This window comes from Vulcanisaeta distributa JCM 11216 (assembly GCF_001315985.1).
Classification (GTDB): Archaea; Thermoproteota; Thermoprotei; order Thermoproteales; family Thermocladiaceae; genus Vulcanisaeta; species Vulcanisaeta distributa_E.
On record NZ_BBBI01000001.1, the window covers coordinates 152,247 to 169,238 of the forward strand.

A 16,992-nucleotide genomic window follows, 5' to 3' on the forward strand; every position below is an offset into this window, starting at 1 on the left:
AATCTTAATATCTCACTATCTACGGCCTCTCTTTTCGTGAGATCTCTTCTCCTCAGCCCTCTTGACCGGTCCTTTCTTCTCGGGGGCCTTCCTGGCAGCCTTGACCTCAGGCTTCCTTGCTGGTGGCTTGGCATATAGTGTCTTAACCTCCTGGATCCTCTTCATTAAGTCCTCCTTAAGCCTTGGTGCGATGAAGTTGCCCGTGAAGGCGTCAGCCTTAGCCGCTATTGCCAACTTCGCAGCCAATGCCCTGGCTATCTTACCACGCTGCCACCTTGGGGCCCTAAATATCTCTGGGAATTGGAATATGACGCCGTGCTTCGGCGGCTTACCGCCAGTCCTCAAAGCCCTAAACAACGCCTTCTCCGCACCGAGTACCTGGATTGTGGATGCTGGTAATAATGCGAGCCTCATCAAGCCTCCCGCAAGCATTAAAAGCCTGGCGCCAAGTAATGGACCTACCAACTCCCTGATATTCGGTGCAACCTCAACCATGGCCTCATCTATGTATTCAGACAACTTATTCCTCAGGTCTGATAATTGCACATAAATCCTTGCATAGGTCCTTATGGGCTCTAGGTCCCAATCAGCCATCTCGGCACCGACGCTTTTACTCGCCGCCTCTGCAATTCTCTTAGCCCTATCCTGAGAAAGTCCCAGCTTTGTAAGGTTATCTAGCGTGAAATTGCTCCTATGCCCTAGCTCGGTGACCAATGTCATGTATTCCTTATGGTCCTTGACCAAGTCCTCAAGCTCCGGGAAGTGGAGGCCGTACCACTCCCTAACCCTCGAACTTATTAGGTTGAGTATCTTGTCGAGATCGTCGACGGAACTAATGGCCTGGGCTATGAATAGGTCCCTCTTCTCCGCAACCTGCCTTAACTTATGCCTTGTCTGTACCGTCGTTATTTCATAAACCCTTGCCAAGTACTCATCCTCAGTTAGGCCAAAGACCTCCTTGACATACTTACCAATGTTACCTCTATAAATCATACCTGCCTTATTCGGCAACTCGGACCTAATTTCAACCCCCCCAGCAACCATGTTTGCCAGATTCCTAGCCAACTCCCTGTTCTCAACGATGATCTTCGTAATGCCCTTACCCCCCCTAAGTTCATTTATTATCCTAATGACTTCATTAATTGGTTCGCCAGTCTCTAGTTTATTCATCTTGTCGGCTATCTCATCCGTACTACCCTCATAGAGAACCTTGGCTATCACATCACCATTCTCATTCAGAGCCACCACACCGAGGACGTCCAGTACCAAGTATGCCACGCTCATCAGTACTCACACTAATCACGAGATTGATTCACTATCTTTTAAGCTTTTATTTCATTCTTAGGATTTGACCTAACTATATACAGTATGTTAATTGTAACGAACAATACACCGATGATGAATAATACGACGCCTAGATCCATCATTATACTTAGTATCACCGCATTACTTATCATGTATTGAGATATTGAGGTCACCAAAAGTGAAACATTAAGTGGCGTTGAGTTTTCATTAAGTAGCACTAATGAGTAATTACCGTGTTTGAGTAGTGGAAACATTACTAGATAAATACCCCCCCCTCCTGTTTATAGTTCAGTGGGGGGGTTAGTACATGTCCAAATGGGTCAAATACGTAAATGGATAATGGGTATGAATTATTAAGCATGACTACTATGTACGCGGGGCTTTTTATGTAGATTGGCATTAGGTACTTCGAATTAACGTCCATTCTTACCGTGGTATTGTTTACTGTATTAATCATCACGTTATATACCTTGGGCAAGAATGAATTGGATATTAATAGTATTGCTATTCCAATTATCATTAGCGAAATGCCCACTCTTACTAAATTCACAGGTATAAAATGAACGAGGTCCCTTAAAAACTTAATTTAAGTAGTTCTCTGCGCTGCTTCAGGAATACATGTCGACAAATTCAAGCCACGTATCAATTTCATCAATACTCATCCTACGCATTGCATTACCTCTTTCAACCATGCCTCCCTCGGTATTAATTCATCACCAACCCTAGCAAATACAATTCTCACTATGGGTCTAGGCTCATCACTGATTTCCGCCTCAGTTCCAGAAGCCTCCTCTTCACTTGGTGCATGAAATAATAATTCAACGGAATCCCCACTCTCTCTGATCTCGTAAAGTGGATTACCCCCCCTAATGAAGTTAATGAGTTTATAATAGTTAATTGCCTTCATACCACATGTAAATAAAATTATGAGTAATTAAATACTTTGTTCCTCGTAAAAATCCATCAAGACAGTGAGATAGGTATTGGGCGACTTAGGTAATTCATGGTATTATGTGGTATATTTTCATTAGCATATATATACCTACGAGCACTATTATTGCCCCCCCATAAGCAATCCTCAGAGTCCTCTTTGGGACCTTAACAGCCAGGTTAGTGCCTGCGTAACCACCAGCCACACCGCCGGCCACGTATAGTAGGGCTATGAGTACTAGGACGTCGCCGTAATACCAATACTCGGCACCGCTGGCCACACCGAATGTTCCAACACTTATTAGGCTCGTCCCAATGGCCCTCGTTATGCACAGGCCCGCAGAGAACATTAGGCTGGGCACAATTAGGAAGCCACCACCAATACCAAAGTAACCACTGACCAAGCCCACTAGGAAGCCGAAGACTGCCACCTTGAGTATAGTCGACATTGTCAGTCTCGGGCACCTCTGGAAGGCGTTAAGCACGTGATTAACCTCATCGGCAGTACCGGCCTGCGTTGACTCCCTCCTAATTGCCATGTATATACCAAGCACAATCATTGCTATTGCGAAGTAGGTCAGTAAGTCAGTGCCTGGTGTTATGTGGCCCAGGTAAGCCCCTATTAAGGAACCAACGAGGCCTACGCCGGCGAATATGCCTCCGATCCTCGGTGCCACGTTCTTCTTCCTAAGGTGCATGTAGGAGTTTATGTACGCGTTTAAGCCAACGGCCAGTGCGGTAGTCCCAATGGCTATATGGGCTGCGTCAGGTATTGTGTCAAGGCCAACGAAGTATAGGAACAATGGGACAGCCAAGATACTACCACCACCCCCCCCAATAAGACCGAGTGAGAAACCAACCAGTATCCCCCCCGATACTATTGACAACACGTACTGCACCAGTGTTATTACCACAGTCATACACCCTCGTTAAGGAATTAGTCCTTTTTTAAGTTTTTTAGTTCAAAATTATGACATATTCATTAAATTTAGTGACATTTAGTGATAATCAATAGATGAATACAGCATTATTGTCCTTATTTATCTATCGTTAGGTTTCTGTAAAATGGTACCTTTAAATGCTTTTTAATGGTGGTTCGGCGTATTAGTATATGTGTATCTTTGGTGCCTTGCCCAATATCTTCAGGGACTCCTGGGCTGCCACGAGCCTAGCCACTGGTACCCTGTAAGGCGATGCGCTGAAGTAGTTGAGCCCCCCCTGCCCACAACCTTAGCCAGTATCTTTATTGAGTCTGGGTCACCGCCATGCTCGCCACATATGCCAATCTCTATGTCTGGCTTCACGGACCTGGCCGCGTCTATGGCTATCTTCATGAGCTTGGCAACGCCATCCTCATCGATGGTCACGAATGGGTCGTAGGGCAGTACGCCGAGCTCCAGGTACTTGCTCATGAACTTATTCTCCACATCATCCTGCTAAAGCTGAAGACTGCCTGTGTTAGGTCATTTGTTCCAAAGCTCATGAAGTCCACTACCTTGGCGATCTTGTCGGCTGTTAGGCATGACCTGACGGTCTCCATCATGGTGCCGATCTTGAAGTCAATCCTATCGCCATATGCCTTAAATACCTCCTCTGCCGTGGGCTTAACGACATTGTTAATTATTATCTCAAGCTCCCTAACCTCCGCGACCTGCGGAATCATTATCTGCACATCGACGTGCTTACCCTTCCTCTTAAGCTCAAGGGCTGCGGACAGTATTGCCTTAACCTGCGCCGCGTAGATCTCTGGGTACGTAATGCCAACCCTAACGCCCCCCCTGTGCCCCATCATTGGGTTAGCCTCCATCAACGCCTTTACCCTGCGAGCAGCCTCTCCTTCTCAGGATCCGGCTTGCCCAAGGTCCTGGCCCTGGTCACCTCAGTGACTAATTCCTCGAAGTTTGGTAGGAACTCGTGCAGTGGTGGGTCGAATAACCTAACCGTTATTGGGTAACCCTCCATTATCTCGAATATCTCCAGGAAGTCCCTCTTCATCATCTCGGCTAATTGATCAAGAAGCTCCTTCCTCTCGCTTGGGTTGTCCGAGAGTATTACCTTCCTAAATAGGTCCAGCCTACCGGGTGCTCTGAACATCCTCTCGGTCCTCAATAGGCCAATGCCCTTGGCACCAAACCTCCTGGCTATTGCGGCATCGTCAGGCGTATCGGCATTAGCCCTAACCCCCAAAGACAGACACAGAGTCAGCCATGTCCAGGAACTCAAAGAACTCAGGCGGTAACTTAGGCTCTATCGTCGGTACCTTACCGACGTATACATTACCCGTGAACCCATCAATCGTTATCCAATCACCCTCCTTAACAACCACATCACCAACCCTCGCAGTCCTAGTGCTGTAATCAATCTGTAGGGCCTCGGCACCAACTACCGCCGGCCTACCGATCGCCCTGGCAACAACCGCCGCGTGGCTAGTTGCACCACCCCTACTTGTTAGCACACCCACTGATGCGTAGAAGCCGTGAACGTCGTCCGGCTTCGTCTCCTCCCTAACCAGTATAACCTGTTTGCCGGCCTTGGACCACTCCACGGCCCTATCTGGGTCGAACACGGCTTGCCCACTCACTGCGCCCGGCGATGCCGGTATACCCTTGGTCAACGGCTTACCTGCCTTGGACTCGTCAATCCTCGGGTAAAGCATCTGCAGTATGTACTCTGGCTTAACACCCATTATTGCCTCCTCCTTCGTTATCATGCCCTCCTTGTACATGTCGACCCTCGTCTTCAAAACAGCCAATGGATTCATCTTAGCATTCCTTGTCTGCAGGAACCAAAGCTTGCCCTTCTCTATCGTGAACTCCACGTCCTGAACCTCCTTCTTAGTCTTCTCAATGAGCTTAACACCATTATACAACTGCTCATAGACCTCGGGCATCTCCTCCTTAAGCTTCTCAATGGGCTTTGGAGTCCTTATACCCGCAACCACGTCCTCACCCTGGGCGTATGGCAAGTATTCACCGTAAAGCCTATTCTCGCCAGTGGCTGGGTCCCTTGAGAAGACGACGCCAGTGGCCGATCTCCAGTCAGCGTTGCCGAAGACCATGGTCACTATTGCCGTGGCCGTGCAGTCAGCGATGTCGGGTGTTATCTTATTGGCCTCCCTATAGAACCTAGCCCTTGGTGAGTTCCACGACTTGAACACGGCCTCTATCGATAGCCTTAACTGCTCCCATGGGTCATCAAACACCTTACCAAACCTCTTAATGTATACCTGCTTGTAGATCTCAACGAGTTCCTTAAGCCCCTCGAGCGGTATTTCCGGGTCCTCCTTAACGCCGTACTTCCGCTTAATCTCCTCAAGGGGCTTATTAAACTCCTCCTCAGGTATCCCAAGGACTATCCTACCAAACATCGCCAGGAACCTCCTATATGCGTCGTAGGCGCCGTGCTCATTATTGATCCTCTTGGCTAGTCCGTGGACAGTCCTATCATTAAGCCCCCCCACATTTAGTACCGTATCCATCATGCCCGGCATTGAAACCGCAGCCCCAGACCTCACGCTAACGAGTAATGGCTTATCAGGGTCCCCAAGCCTATACCCTGTCTTCTCCTCGAGATACTTAATACCCCCGGGTAACCTCATCCATCAATCCCTCAGGTAACTTCTCGCCCTTGTCATAGTACTCCCTACATGCCTTGGTTGTTATTATGATGCCTGGAGGAACTGGCAAACCAAGTCTAGTCATGAGGACAAGACTGGATGCCTTACCACCTATTAATTTAACATCATCTGGATCGGCTTCTTCAAAGGTTAACACGTACTTGCCGAGAGAGCCCATTATGTATTTATGGATCTCTAGTTTTTATAAATTTTATTATATCGATCATTATTAATACTTTTTCTATTGATTAGCTATTAACAATAATTATAAATACTGAATAAACAAGCTCGAGCAAATACCTGAGTCATTATTCTATTAATAATGATTTATATGTAAATTTAATCTCGAAAAATAATTATGGCAAAATTTATTTTTAGCAATAAAGAACTACTAATAACTACACAATCATATAGCCAGGGCTAGGATTAGGTGCATTAGTAATGGGCCTATCAAGGTGATGGTCATGTGCGCCACTGGGTTGGTTAGGCTCACTGCCGCTATAACTGGCGCGAATACTATCGAGACGGTATTGACGACCTTAATGAGTGGGTTTAACGACGGTCCAGTGGTGTCCTTGAATGGGTCGCCAACCACATCGCCAACCACGGCGTTTTTGTGTGGTTCACTCTTCTTGCCGAATTTCTGGCCATTTACTTCGATGCCCTCGATCTCGATGTACTTCTTGGCGTTGTCCCAGGCGCCGCCTGCGTTGGCCATTAGTAATGCCCTTGGGAATCCTGCGAGTATTACGCCGAATATTGTACCGACCAGGCCAATCCAACCAAGTGCCAATCCAACAATTATTGGTATGATAACGGCCGATAAGCCAGGCACTAGGAAGTTCTTAAGTGCGTGCCTGGTCACTATGTCAATGGCCCTATTATAATCGGGCTTCTCCTGAGGCCAAAGCTCAAGAATTCTCTTAGTCCTGAACTGCCTTCTAATTTCCTCAACGAGCTCGCCGGCCGCCTTACCGACGGATGCCAGGGTCTGGCTTGAGAAGAAGTACACGAGGCTACGCCGATTAGGGCTCCAATTATTATCCTTGGGTCAATCACCGTCAACTCACCCAGGGCCTGTGCTAGTGTAATCCCCCCCATTCTCTCCACAATCTCGTATATGAAGCCTATGAATAATATGAGGGCAGCTAAACCTGCGCTCGCTATTGCGTAGCCCTTCGTGGTGGCCTTGAAGGTGTTACCAATGGCGTCCAGGGAATCCGTTATCTCCCTCACGTCTTCCATACCCGTCATCTCCACGAGACCACCCGCATTATCACTGACCGGTCCGTAGGAGTCCAGCGAGATGACTATGCCGGCTAGGCTTAGTAGGCCTACGGAGGCCACGGCAGTGCCGAAGATCCCGCCCTCTACCGTGTGCACCATGCCATTAACTGGTATGAAGAACCAGCCTAGCATGAATGATATACCGAGTGATGCAATCACCATGAGTATCGTCGGTATGGCGCTTAATAATCCATAGGAGTAACCAGCAACTATGACGTTTGATGCCGATAACACGGCCTGGCGGGCTATGTTCCTGACCGGTGGGAATGTGTAGTGGGTGAAGTACTCCGTGGCGAATAAAACCACGATCGCCGTAATCATGCCGAGTAAGTCCGACACGAAGATTGCCACTGCCTCCATTAATGGGAATGCCAGGAATGAGTATATTGCGACGAGTATGGCAGTGACTATTATTGTGGTGTAGAGCGCAAGGTTGAGCTTACCCATGGCGGCGGCCGCCAGGTTCTTGCCCCCCCTCACCTCACCCCCCCTAACTACCTGTACGCCGATTAAGGTTCCAATAAGCGTTAATGCGGCAAGCATTATTGATAGCATTATTAATTTAGTTGAAAGCCCAAATACGGCAGCCAGCAATAGTGCTCCTGCAAGGACGACTACGAAACTCTCATAAACATCACTAGCCATGCCCGCGCAATCACCCACGTTATCACCCACGTTATCCGCAATCACACCTGGGTTCCTAGGGTCATCCTCCGGTATCCCCGCCTCGACCTTGCCAACTATGTCGGCGCCCCAGTCAGCGGCCTTCGTGTATATACCACCGGCGACCCTAATGAACAGCGATATTAGGCTTGCACCAAACGCCACAGGCGCCAGTGCCTCGGCCCATGATGGATTTGGTAACACTGATGAGTATGCCTTGTATAGTACCGTGACTATTAATAGGGCAATACTGGCTAATGATAACCCCCCCATTACCGTGCCTGCCTTAAACGAGGTGCTTAGGGCGGCCCCCATGCCATTCTTAGCCATCCAAGCAGTTTTAGCCGCGCTTCTTGTGGTTACGTACATCCCCAGGTAACCAGCTACGGCGCTGCCTATGGCGCCTAGGGCGAAGGATAACGCGGCTAACCCAGCCATCAACCCACTATGGAATATTAAGTAATACGTTATCCATATTAATATAGTTAGTACGATGCCTGTGGGTAATATTGTCTTGTATTCCCTCATTAGGAATGTTTTGGCGCCCTCAGCAATGAGCATGTTTATTTCCGTAAGCTCCTTCTTCCCAGGCTTTATCCTAAGCACTGATGATGCGTTGTATCCAGCCAGGCTAGGCCTATAATTGGAACTATTATTGCCAGTAGTAATTCCAGTAGTTCCAGGGACAGCATCGTAAGAGGCGTAATTATGGAATTAATAAACATTATTACTCATTTACTCGAGCTTACCCATTTTAATGGTTGAACTCTAATTTCTGCAATGTCTAGTATTGGACGTATTATGTATTTTTAAGTAAGAAATATTAATACTTTTCCAGAACCAGTAATTGTGTCTCGGAACTTAAGTATTCAACAAGCCGTCAGGATAATTATTGAGGAGAACCCGCTTTACGTAACCTTACTGTCGAGCGGTCTCGTTAATTTATCGGCACTTGCGAGGAACATTAAGCCACTGGTTGACTCAATGATTGGTAAGGACACCAAGGTATTCACAATAGTCAAGGCCTTGGAGAGGATTTCCATGAATTACAAACTTGTTAATGAGTATCCTGACATTGTTAAGGCATTGAGTATGGCGGAGATCATAACATACAGCGGCATGGGCGAGGTTGAGATACCGTTGATTGAGGAGAACATGGAGAAGGTGGCTAAGCTTAGGGATTTGCTTGCGGCCGCTAAGGTTCAGTTCATAATACTCAATGATGGTAATAGAATGCATGTGATTGCACCGTTGATGTACATAGCCAGTGTTTGTGCGCAGGCTAGGATTGAGGAGTACGGCATGGTGAGGATAATGTTTGCTGAGAAGGCGCCAGTCGGTATAGTGACTTTCCTGGTGCAGGTCATGAAGTCTAATCAAATAACAGCTAAGCACGTGCTTAGGTATGACAATGACATATACATAGTGGTGGAGAGGGAAAAGACTCCCCCCTTCTCCTCAATATTATAGAGAAACTAAGGGCCATGGCGTCACTACAGACAGTTCAGTCAAAGGCTATGAAATAATGACTTAAAGCCCTGTGGTTTTATGTCAAAAACATCGGTATCTAATGATGATTCTACGGGATCTGAGCAATGATGTAAGCGGCCTCTGCTGATGTGGGAATAACTTATTATTAGATACTTATGACCAATGCCGCATGCCGGGTATCAGCAGGATTGAGAGATTAATTGATGAATTACGTAGGTCACAGATAGGGTTGGCCGTTATTGTTCCGGGACCTAACTTTAGGTATTTGGTTGGTTCTAATATCGAGACCTTCGAGAGGTTCGGCGCATTGATTGTTTGTTCAGGCAATGGTACATACGCTTTAATATTACCAAGGCTTGATGAGGGAAGGGCCAAGGCCACTGGCTTGCCGTACATTGTTTATGGGGGGGATGAGGAAGGCCCATTAAGCGCCATTAAGACGTTCATTAATGATAACTGCGGCGCTGTTGGTAGGGTTGGTTTCGAGGGCAGGGCCGCACTCAACTACTTGTGGGTTATACGTGGGGGGGCAATTGGCGAATTTAGTGATTATTCTATTGATGGTTTATTAGCATCAATGAGGATAAGTAAGGATGATAATGAGCTAAATAATATTGAGCGGGCGGTCAGGGCTATTGAGGATGGCATTAAGGCGGCGCGTGAATCTATTAGGCCCGGAATGACTGAGCTTGATGTTGCTAAGGTGATTAGTGATGCCATTAGTAATGCAGGTGCTGAGCCTAGGGATGTACTCGTTCAGTCGGGCCCTAACTCGGCCATACCTCATTGGACGCCTTCCCGTAGGAGGATTGAGGTTGGTGATGTGGTTGTCATCGACGTCACCGCAACCTACAATGACTACTATGGCGATTTAACAAGGACATTCGTAATAGGCAACCCACCAGGCGATTTCTGGCACATTTACAACCTAGTTAAGAAAGCCCATGACGAGGCAATAGCCGGAATCAAGGAGGGCGTCACCGGCGCATACGTTGATTCGATAGCCAGGAGAGTCATAACCGAGGGTGGTTATGGGGGGAGTACTTCATTCATAGGACTGGCCATGGTATTGGGCTTGAGGTTCATGAGGAACCATTCATAAGCCAGTCCTACGATAAGGCGTTACCGAGGGGGTAGCGCATTCACTATTGAGCCTGGCATATACCTGCCCAGCAGGTTTGGTGTTAGGCTTGAGAGTAACGTTGTGATTAGACTTGACGGTAGGGTTGAGGTTCTCGATAGGTACTGGCCTGAGGTTATTGTAAGGGTTTAGTAATGCTTTATTACCCGGCATATCCGTAGTCACTAACGTGATATTATACCTTGTTAGGCATGGTGAGGCGCAATTGAATACACTTGGAATACTTCATTCGAGGAATTACGATGATAACCCATTGACGGACAGGGGTAAGCTCGAAGCAGCCGCAGCCGCGTTGTTCCTACATAGGATGGGTGCTGGCGGCCCTGTATTTACCTCGCCATTACTGCGCGCACGCCAGACTGCCAACTGTATTGACCGTAATTACAGGGTTGATGATAGTTGAGGGAGATTGACATGGGTGAGTGGGAACTTAAGAGGATAAGTGAGGTTCCCTTCGATGACTACAGGAGGGACCCTGTTAAGTACCATCCACCTGGTGGTGAGTCTATGGAGTCTGTGGTTAATAGGGTCATGGACTTCCTAAACTTCGTCAAGAGCATTAATGAGAGGTCTGTGATTGCCGTAAGCCATTGGCACCCCCCCATTGCTACAATCGCGGCCCTGATCATGGGATTACCCCCCCTGAGTAATATCTATAGGTTGCGTATTAGTACAGGTCTATAACGGCCATTGACTTGGATAATGATGACGTATTATTCCTAAACCTAAGCCCATTAAGGGTGTTGAGAAGCCTTGGCTTTAGTGACAGTGAGTTAATTAAGGAGTGCGGTGAGTAGGGCTAATTACTATGAATATTACCTGCAGTGAGGTTCATTGGAGACTTGTTGAGTTGAATATGGATCACGCATGCGGATTAGCAAGCATATTGAAGGTTATTGGTGAGAGACTAGGTATTCTTAGTATCCCGGATGTGGTTGATGTCATGGTTTACGGTAACTACGAAACCGCCAAACAAGTACTGGGTAACTCGGTGGTCCTTGAGAGGTCTCTGGTTCCGGGGGGGCTTTTCTCACGCTCAATTCTCATAGGTGGTATTCCCTACGCATCTATTGAGGATTTGGTTGTATCCGTAGTTGTTAATGGGGGGGATGTACCATGGTACGTGGACATAGTCCGGGAATTGATGAGGAATAATAATGTGAGGAATAGCCTGAGGTGGGAGTGGATTAATGAAGTGCTTAGTAGATTCGGCGTTACAAGGATTTTCAACGAAATTATTTCGCAGTAGGTTCATAGATACAGGCCGGGTCTGAGGCTAGGGGGATCTCCCAACTCTGTAAATGCCCTTGCCCTTGAGCCACCGCATACGTTCTTGAACTCGCACATGCCGCATTTGCCGTTGAACCTAGCCTCCCTTATAGTCCTCAATACTGAGTGTTCCTTATACACCCTGACTATGTTATCCTTCCTCACATTACCCAGCGTGAGCGGTAAGAAGCCGCTTGGGTATATCGAGCCGTCACTCGCCACGAATATTATCCCATAACCATCCCTAGTCGGTGTGAAGCTTGGTGGTTTTGCGATGCCTGATGGCTCACCCATTAACTCCCTGAGTTGTTTTGTTAATTCCCAGTATAGTTTACCACCCTCATACTTAATGCCGGAGCTCCTCTGCATAATGACCCTCCTGAAGAAGGGCGCCTCCACAGTCCTTATTGGTAATCCATAGAGTGATGCGTCGTATAGGAATTGAACAACATCCTCGGTCTCCCAGGGGTCCAGGGGCTCGAGTTCCATTCCCCCCCTACCCACGCGTATTAGGAAGAAGACCTCCCATGCATTGGCCCCACTGTCTTTAACTATCTTAAATACCTGGGGGGGTAATTCATGAACGTTAAGCTTCATAACGGCCGTATTGACCTGGAACTCAATACCATAACTCCTCAGTTTATTAAGTACCTCCAGCGTTGTCTTAAAGACGTCAATCCTCTCCAACGCTGTCCTTCTAATGTAATTATGCGTCTCAGGCCTGGCCCCGTCCAGGCTTATTGATACGGAGCTCACACGACCCTTTAACTCCCTGAGTAACTCATCATTAAGTAGTTTTGTTGATACCGCGGGTGACAACGCCACGGGTATCCCAAAAGACCTAGCATGATCTATTAACTCCATTATGTCATCCCTCATTAATGGATCACCACCGGTGAGTATTAGTACAGGGTATGGTCTGCCGAACCCTGTCAAATCCTCTATGAATTTCTTAGCCTCCTTAGTGCTTAACTCAGTGGGTAATGGCTTAAGTAGTGCGTTGGCTCTGCAGTGCCGGCATGCCAATGGGCATGCCTTCGTTGTCTCGTAAAATACCAGCAATGGCTTCTCCTCAAGTGGCCATCTATGCATTGCGTTGGGTTCAAGCCCCCCCTTATTTAATAACTTACTTCTTAGTGTTATTTTACATACATGGGCAAGCAAGATTTTATACTTGGTTAGGTACCTGCCAATTGATTAGATGATTAACATAACGAATTTGGTGGTGGGGGGAGTGGTACCGTGAGCCTTTCTATTAAGGGTCATGACTACGTGAGAAGTGATAGGGAGTTCACGGATATTAGTAGGCCGTTGATATTCTGGAATATCACGTACAGGTGCAACCTAAAGTGCATTCACTGCTACATAAATGCAATCCAAGGCTTATCAAGGGATGAATTAACTACTGAGGAGGTTCTTAGGGTCGTTGATGATGCCCATGAATTGAGGACACCCTTACTCATTATTAGTGGTGGCGAGCCTCTAATTAGGGAAGACATTACTGAGGTCATGAAGAGGGCTAGTGATTATGGTATAAAGGTTTCCCTTAGCACTAATGGTACGTTAATCACTAGGGATTGGGCCTTAAAGCTTAAGGAGTTGAATGTTCAATACGTAGGGATAAGCATTGACTCGCCAGTACCTGAAATCCATGATAAAATAAGGGGGGGCGTCCAGGGAGCCTGGGACCTGGCAATTAGGGGGGGTATTAAGAACGTGATGGAGGTTGGGATACCCGTCGGTATTAGGACAACCGTTACCAAGTTAAATATTGACCATGCGCCTGAGGTCGTTGAGCTGGCGCATAGGTTAGGCATTTCAAGGGTGGCCTTCTATCACTTAGTACCAAGTGGTAGGGGGGGTAGGGGGGGCATCATTAATTTATTACCAAGCCCCGAGCAATTACTGAGGTTTCTGGTGAGATTAATCGATACTGCTAGGAAGTACCCTGATGTCGAGGTATTGACTGTGGATAACCCAGCCGATGGGGGGGTCGTTGCATCGTTACTGGCGAGTAGCGATGAGGGTGAGTTCATGGGTAAGTTAAGGCTTGTGAGTAGGATGGGCGCATGCAGTGCCGGTAGGAAGGTTATGTCCATTTACCCCCCCAATGGCGATGTTTACCCATGCCAATTCTTCAATGATAAGCCAATGGGTAATGTAAGGAGGGAGAGATTAACCGAGATTTGGCTTAGGCCCAGGGTAAACACCGAGCTTGTGATTAGGCTTAGGGAGAGAAATTACGGCGACTCACCGTGCATGAGATGCCCATACCTGAGGTACTGCGGTGGTTGTAGGGTTAGGGCTGAGGTTCTCAATGGCGATGTTTGGTCTATGGACCCACTATGCACCATGAACTCGCTACTGCGTTTATGGAGACTTGGTGAGGTTGATCTAAGGCCCTGGCAGGTAAGGGTCATGAGGGAGTTTGAGGAATCGTTGGGTATTAATGGTAATTAAATAATAATTTAATTTATCGTAATAACAAAGTACATAAACCAGTTATTTATTGACCACTTGAGTAAATGACTGATTTAGTAATCAAGGTTTTAGGTGGTGGAGGTGAGGTCGGTAGAATGGCTATTTTCGTTAAGGATGCCAATTCAGACAAGGGTTTCCTCTTCGATTATGGCGTTAACTTTGATGAAAATGATAGGCCCGTAATGCCTAGTCATGTCAGGCCCAGGGACATAATGGCGGTATTCCTAAGCCACGCCCACTTAGATCATTGTGGTGCACTGCCGAGCCTATACGTCAGCTCGCCACCACCTGTATACGCCACGCCATTAACGCTTGAGCTTGCAGACATCATGTTTAAGGACGCCATTAAACTGAGCGGTTATTACCTGCCCTACGAGGATGAGGAGATCAAGGCCGTGCTTGACCACGCAATACCCGTGACCTATGGCGAGGATGTTGACATATCAAAGGATGTTAGGGTTACGATAATAAACGCCGGCCATGTGCCGGGCAGCATGTTAACCTTACTGGAGATAAATGGTGCCAGGGTACTATTCACGGGTGACTTTAACCTGTCACCATCAAACCTATTGCGTGGTGCCGATATTAATAATGTGCCTAGGGACGTTGACGTGGTCATTATGGAGGGTACGTACGTAGCAAATACACACCCGCCCAGGGAGGAGGTTGAGAAGGAGTTCATTAGGGTGATTAAGGAGACTATCGAGGATGGCGGTTCAGTATTAATTCCCGTACTTACAATCGGTAGGGCTCAGGAAATACTAATAACGCTTTATAAGAATGGTATTGACTACCCAATAATAATTGATGGCTTGGCTAGGGTAGCCAATCAAATAGTGGCTAAGTACCCCCCCCATTACCTGGCGAATCCCGAGCTTTACCTAAAGGCTGTGGAGAATAGTCTTGAGATCACCACGGACTACCAGAGGAAGTCATTAACCAAGGAGCCCGTGATAATAGTCTCGCCAGCCGGTATGCTAAAGGGAGGCGCCGCTGTTTATTACCTAAAGAAGTTGGGTAGGGATAGGAGAAACGCTGTGATACTTCCAAGCTACCAGGCGCCGGATACACCGGGCTTTGAGTTATTAACGAGAGGTAGGGCGTTCATTGATAAGGCTGAGATCGTGCTTGAAGCAAGGCTTTATTGGTTTGACTTTAGTTCACATAGTGGTAGGGCTGAGTTGGAAGCGTTCATTAATCACTTCAGCCCAGATACTAAGGTTCTCCTCGTTCATACGGATGCAATAAAGGCTCTTCAATTCCTTGAGAGGTTGAAGGTTAAGTACGGCATTGATAACGTACATATGCCAATTAATGATGAAGCATTATTAATGCGTGTGGGTAGGTAAATCCTTTCGGTTAATTAATCATTATCGTTAATTCCATGCTGAAAGGTTTAAAGGCTATATATTTTAACTTCGTTAATTGCTATGTCCCAGATAAGGATTGAGGAGGTGAAGCCAACCTTCGAGAGGGTTGGACTACATAGTCACATCAAGGGTTTAGGCGTTAGGGATGGTAAGGTGCAGTTCTCGGCCGATGGCTTCGTTGGGCAGGTCGAGGCTAGGGAGGCGGCTTACTACGTTGTTAAGATGATTAAGGCCGGTAAGTTTGGTGGTAAGGGCGTATTAATCGTTGGTCCACCGGGCACCGGTAAGACTGCGCTCGCCATAGGCATTGCCAGGGAGCTTGGTCCTGACACGCCATTCGTGCAAATAAGCGCAGCCGAGGTCTATAGTATGGAGGTCAAGAAGACGGAATTCCTGACCAGGGCCTTAGGAGCGCCATTGGTGTTAGGATTAGGGAGTGGCGTAGGGTGTATGAGGGTGTTGTCAAGAGCATCGATATTCAATACGGTAAACACCCATACAACCCATACGCCCAAATACCTAGGAGTGCCGCCATAACCCTCGCCACGAAGGACGAGGAGAAGAGACTTAGAGTCCCCCCCGCGGAGATCGCCGAGCAGTTAATCGAGCTTGGTGTCGAGGAGGGTGATGTCATTTGGATTGATGAGGAGACTGGTAGGGTGTTTGTTCAGGGTAAGGGTGAGGGTGGTGAGACTTACGATATTTACGTCAAGAAGAAGATTGAGGTTCCCAAGGGCCCCGTATATAAGGAGAAGGAGATAACGAGGTTCTTCACACTCAATGACCTGGACATATACCAGGCTAGGCAACAGGGATTGCTCAGCGCCATGATATTCGGCTTCGCGGCTGAGGAGCGGGAAATTCCAAATGAGGTTAGGAAGGCCGTTGATGAGTTCGTGATGAAGCTAATAAATGATGGGAAGGGTGAGCTTGTGCCTGGTGTATTGTTTATTGATGATGTTCACATGCTCGATATCGAGACCTGGGCCTACTTGAGCAGGGCTATGGAGAGTGAGTTAAGTCCAATACTAATCCTAGCCACCAATAGGGTATAACGAAGATTAGGGGCACGGACGTCGAGTCGCCTCATGGCGTTCCACTGGACATGCTTGATAGGCTCATCATAATTAGGACAAAGCCTTACACGGCTGATGAGGTTAGGGAGATAATAAAGATTAGGGCTAGGGAGGAGAAGGTCTCATTGGCCAATGACGCGCTTGAGGAGTTGACTAAGGTAGGTACCGAGGAGAGCCTTAGGTATGCAATACAGTTGTTGGCGCCTGCCCAGTTGAGGGCTCAGGAGGTTGGTCACAAGGAAATTACTAAGGAGGATGTTGAGTATGTTAAGAAGTTGTTCCTAAGTGTTAGGGAGAGTGTTCAGTATGTTAAGGAGTACGAGAATTACTTCCTACGTTAGAATTTCTACACTCAAGAAAAGT

The 16,992-nt window shown here is 47.4% G+C and carries 11 protein-coding genes and 7 pseudogenes; 7 read left to right on the forward strand and 11 right to left on the reverse strand.

Translation table 11 applies throughout. The features are described from left to right. Window positions 1-15 precede the first annotated feature (15 nt). The 10 genes and pseudogenes from JCM11216_RS00915 to JCM11216_RS00945 form a co-directional block, all read right to left on the reverse strand. A complete protein-coding gene (locus JCM11216_RS00915) occupies window positions 16-1,284 on the reverse strand; it encodes a C/D box methylation guide ribonucleoprotein complex aNOP56 subunit (RefSeq protein WP_054853012.1) in 1,269 nt (422 codons plus the stop codon). Window positions 1,285-1,322: 38 nt separating this feature from the next. Next, complete coding sequence (locus tag JCM11216_RS00920; protein WP_054853013.1) at window positions 1,323-1,559, reverse strand: hypothetical protein; 237 nt, start codon at window positions 1,557-1,559, stop codon at window positions 1,323-1,325. 2 nt (window positions 1,560-1,561) lie between these two features. Continuing rightward, complete coding sequence (locus tag JCM11216_RS00925) at window positions 1,562-1,825, reverse strand: hypothetical protein (protein WP_243674691.1); 264 nt, start codon at window positions 1,823-1,825, stop codon at window positions 1,562-1,564. 138 nt (window positions 1,826-1,963) lie between these two features. Further along, entirely contained in the window at window positions 1,964-2,212 is a 249-nt protein-coding gene (locus JCM11216_RS00930; RefSeq protein WP_243674692.1) for a hypothetical protein, read from the reverse strand. A gap of 94 nt (window positions 2,213-2,306) precedes the next feature. Next, entirely contained in the window at window positions 2,307-3,155 is an 849-nt protein-coding gene (locus JCM11216_RS00935) for a sulfite exporter TauE/SafE family protein (RefSeq protein ID WP_054853015.1), read from the reverse strand. A gap of 222 nt (window positions 3,156-3,377) precedes the next feature. After that, window positions 3,378-4,024: pseudogene (locus tag JCM11216_RS14645) on the reverse strand (hypothetical protein). A 26-nt stretch (window positions 4,025-4,050) separates the two neighbouring features. Beyond that, window positions 4,051-4,422: a putative PEP-binding protein gene (locus tag JCM11216_RS14650; RefSeq protein WP_243674693.1), complete on the reverse strand. Its 372-nt coding sequence runs from the start codon at window positions 4,420-4,422 to the stop codon at window positions 4,051-4,053. Then, window positions 4,412-4,891: a PEP-utilizing enzyme gene (locus tag JCM11216_RS14655; RefSeq protein ID WP_243674832.1), complete on the reverse strand. Its 480-nt coding sequence runs from the start codon at window positions 4,889-4,891 to the stop codon at window positions 4,412-4,414. Before JCM11216_RS14655 ends, JCM11216_RS14650 begins: the two co-directional genes overlap by 11 nt. A 117-nt stretch (window positions 4,892-5,008) precedes the next feature. Next, a pseudogene (locus tag JCM11216_RS14660) lies at window positions 5,009-5,936 on the reverse strand (pyruvate, phosphate dikinase); the annotation flags it as partial. 321 nt (window positions 5,937-6,257) lie between these two features. After that, window positions 6,258-8,407 (reverse strand): annotated as a pseudogene (locus JCM11216_RS00945) (sodium-translocating pyrophosphatase). A 243-nt stretch (window positions 8,408-8,650) separates the two neighbouring features. On the opposite strand from JCM11216_RS00945, the gene JCM11216_RS00950 reads away from it, so the two are divergent. The 4 genes and pseudogenes from JCM11216_RS00950 (at window position 8,651) to JCM11216_RS00965 (ending at window position 11,682) form a co-directional block, all read left to right on the forward strand. After that, a complete protein-coding gene (locus JCM11216_RS00950) occupies window positions 8,651-9,271 on the forward strand; it encodes a hypothetical protein (protein WP_243674694.1) in 621 nt (206 codons plus the stop codon). A gap of 190 nt (window positions 9,272-9,461) precedes the next feature. Beyond that, window positions 9,462-10,429, forward strand: a pseudogene (locus JCM11216_RS00955) (Xaa-Pro peptidase family protein). A gap of 173 nt (window positions 10,430-10,602) precedes the next feature. Then, window positions 10,603-11,117, forward strand: a pseudogene (locus JCM11216_RS00960) (histidine phosphatase family protein). Window positions 11,118-11,241: 124 nt separating this feature from the next. Further along, entirely contained in the window at window positions 11,242-11,682 is a 441-nt protein-coding gene (locus tag JCM11216_RS00965) for a hypothetical protein (protein ID WP_054853016.1), read from the forward strand. On the opposite strand, the pseudogene JCM11216_RS00970 reads toward JCM11216_RS00965, so the two are convergent. Then, a pseudogene (locus JCM11216_RS00970) lies at window positions 11,669-12,794 on the reverse strand (TIGR04053 family radical SAM/SPASM domain-containing protein). The gene JCM11216_RS00965 and the pseudogene JCM11216_RS00970 overlap by 14 nt on opposite strands. Before the next feature lie 150 nt (window positions 12,795-12,944). Between JCM11216_RS00970 and JCM11216_RS00975 the strand changes: the two are divergent. The 3 genes and pseudogenes from JCM11216_RS00975 to JCM11216_RS00985 all read left to right on the forward strand — a co-directional run bounded on the left by JCM11216_RS00975 (window position 12,945) and on the right by JCM11216_RS00985 (window position 16,970). After that, window positions 12,945-14,162 (forward strand): radical SAM protein, encoded by a 1,218-nt coding sequence (locus JCM11216_RS00975; protein ID WP_054853017.1) that lies wholly within the window; start codon window positions 12,945-12,947, stop codon window positions 14,160-14,162. A gap of 65 nt (window positions 14,163-14,227) precedes the next feature. Beyond that, entirely contained in the window at window positions 14,228-15,532 is a 1,305-nt protein-coding gene (locus JCM11216_RS00980) for an MBL fold metallo-hydrolase (RefSeq protein ID WP_054853018.1), read from the forward strand. 81 nt (window positions 15,533-15,613) lie between these two features. Continuing rightward, a pseudogene (locus JCM11216_RS00985) lies at window positions 15,614-16,970 on the forward strand (RuvB-like helicase). The last annotated feature ends 22 nt before the right edge of the window (window positions 16,971-16,992 follow it).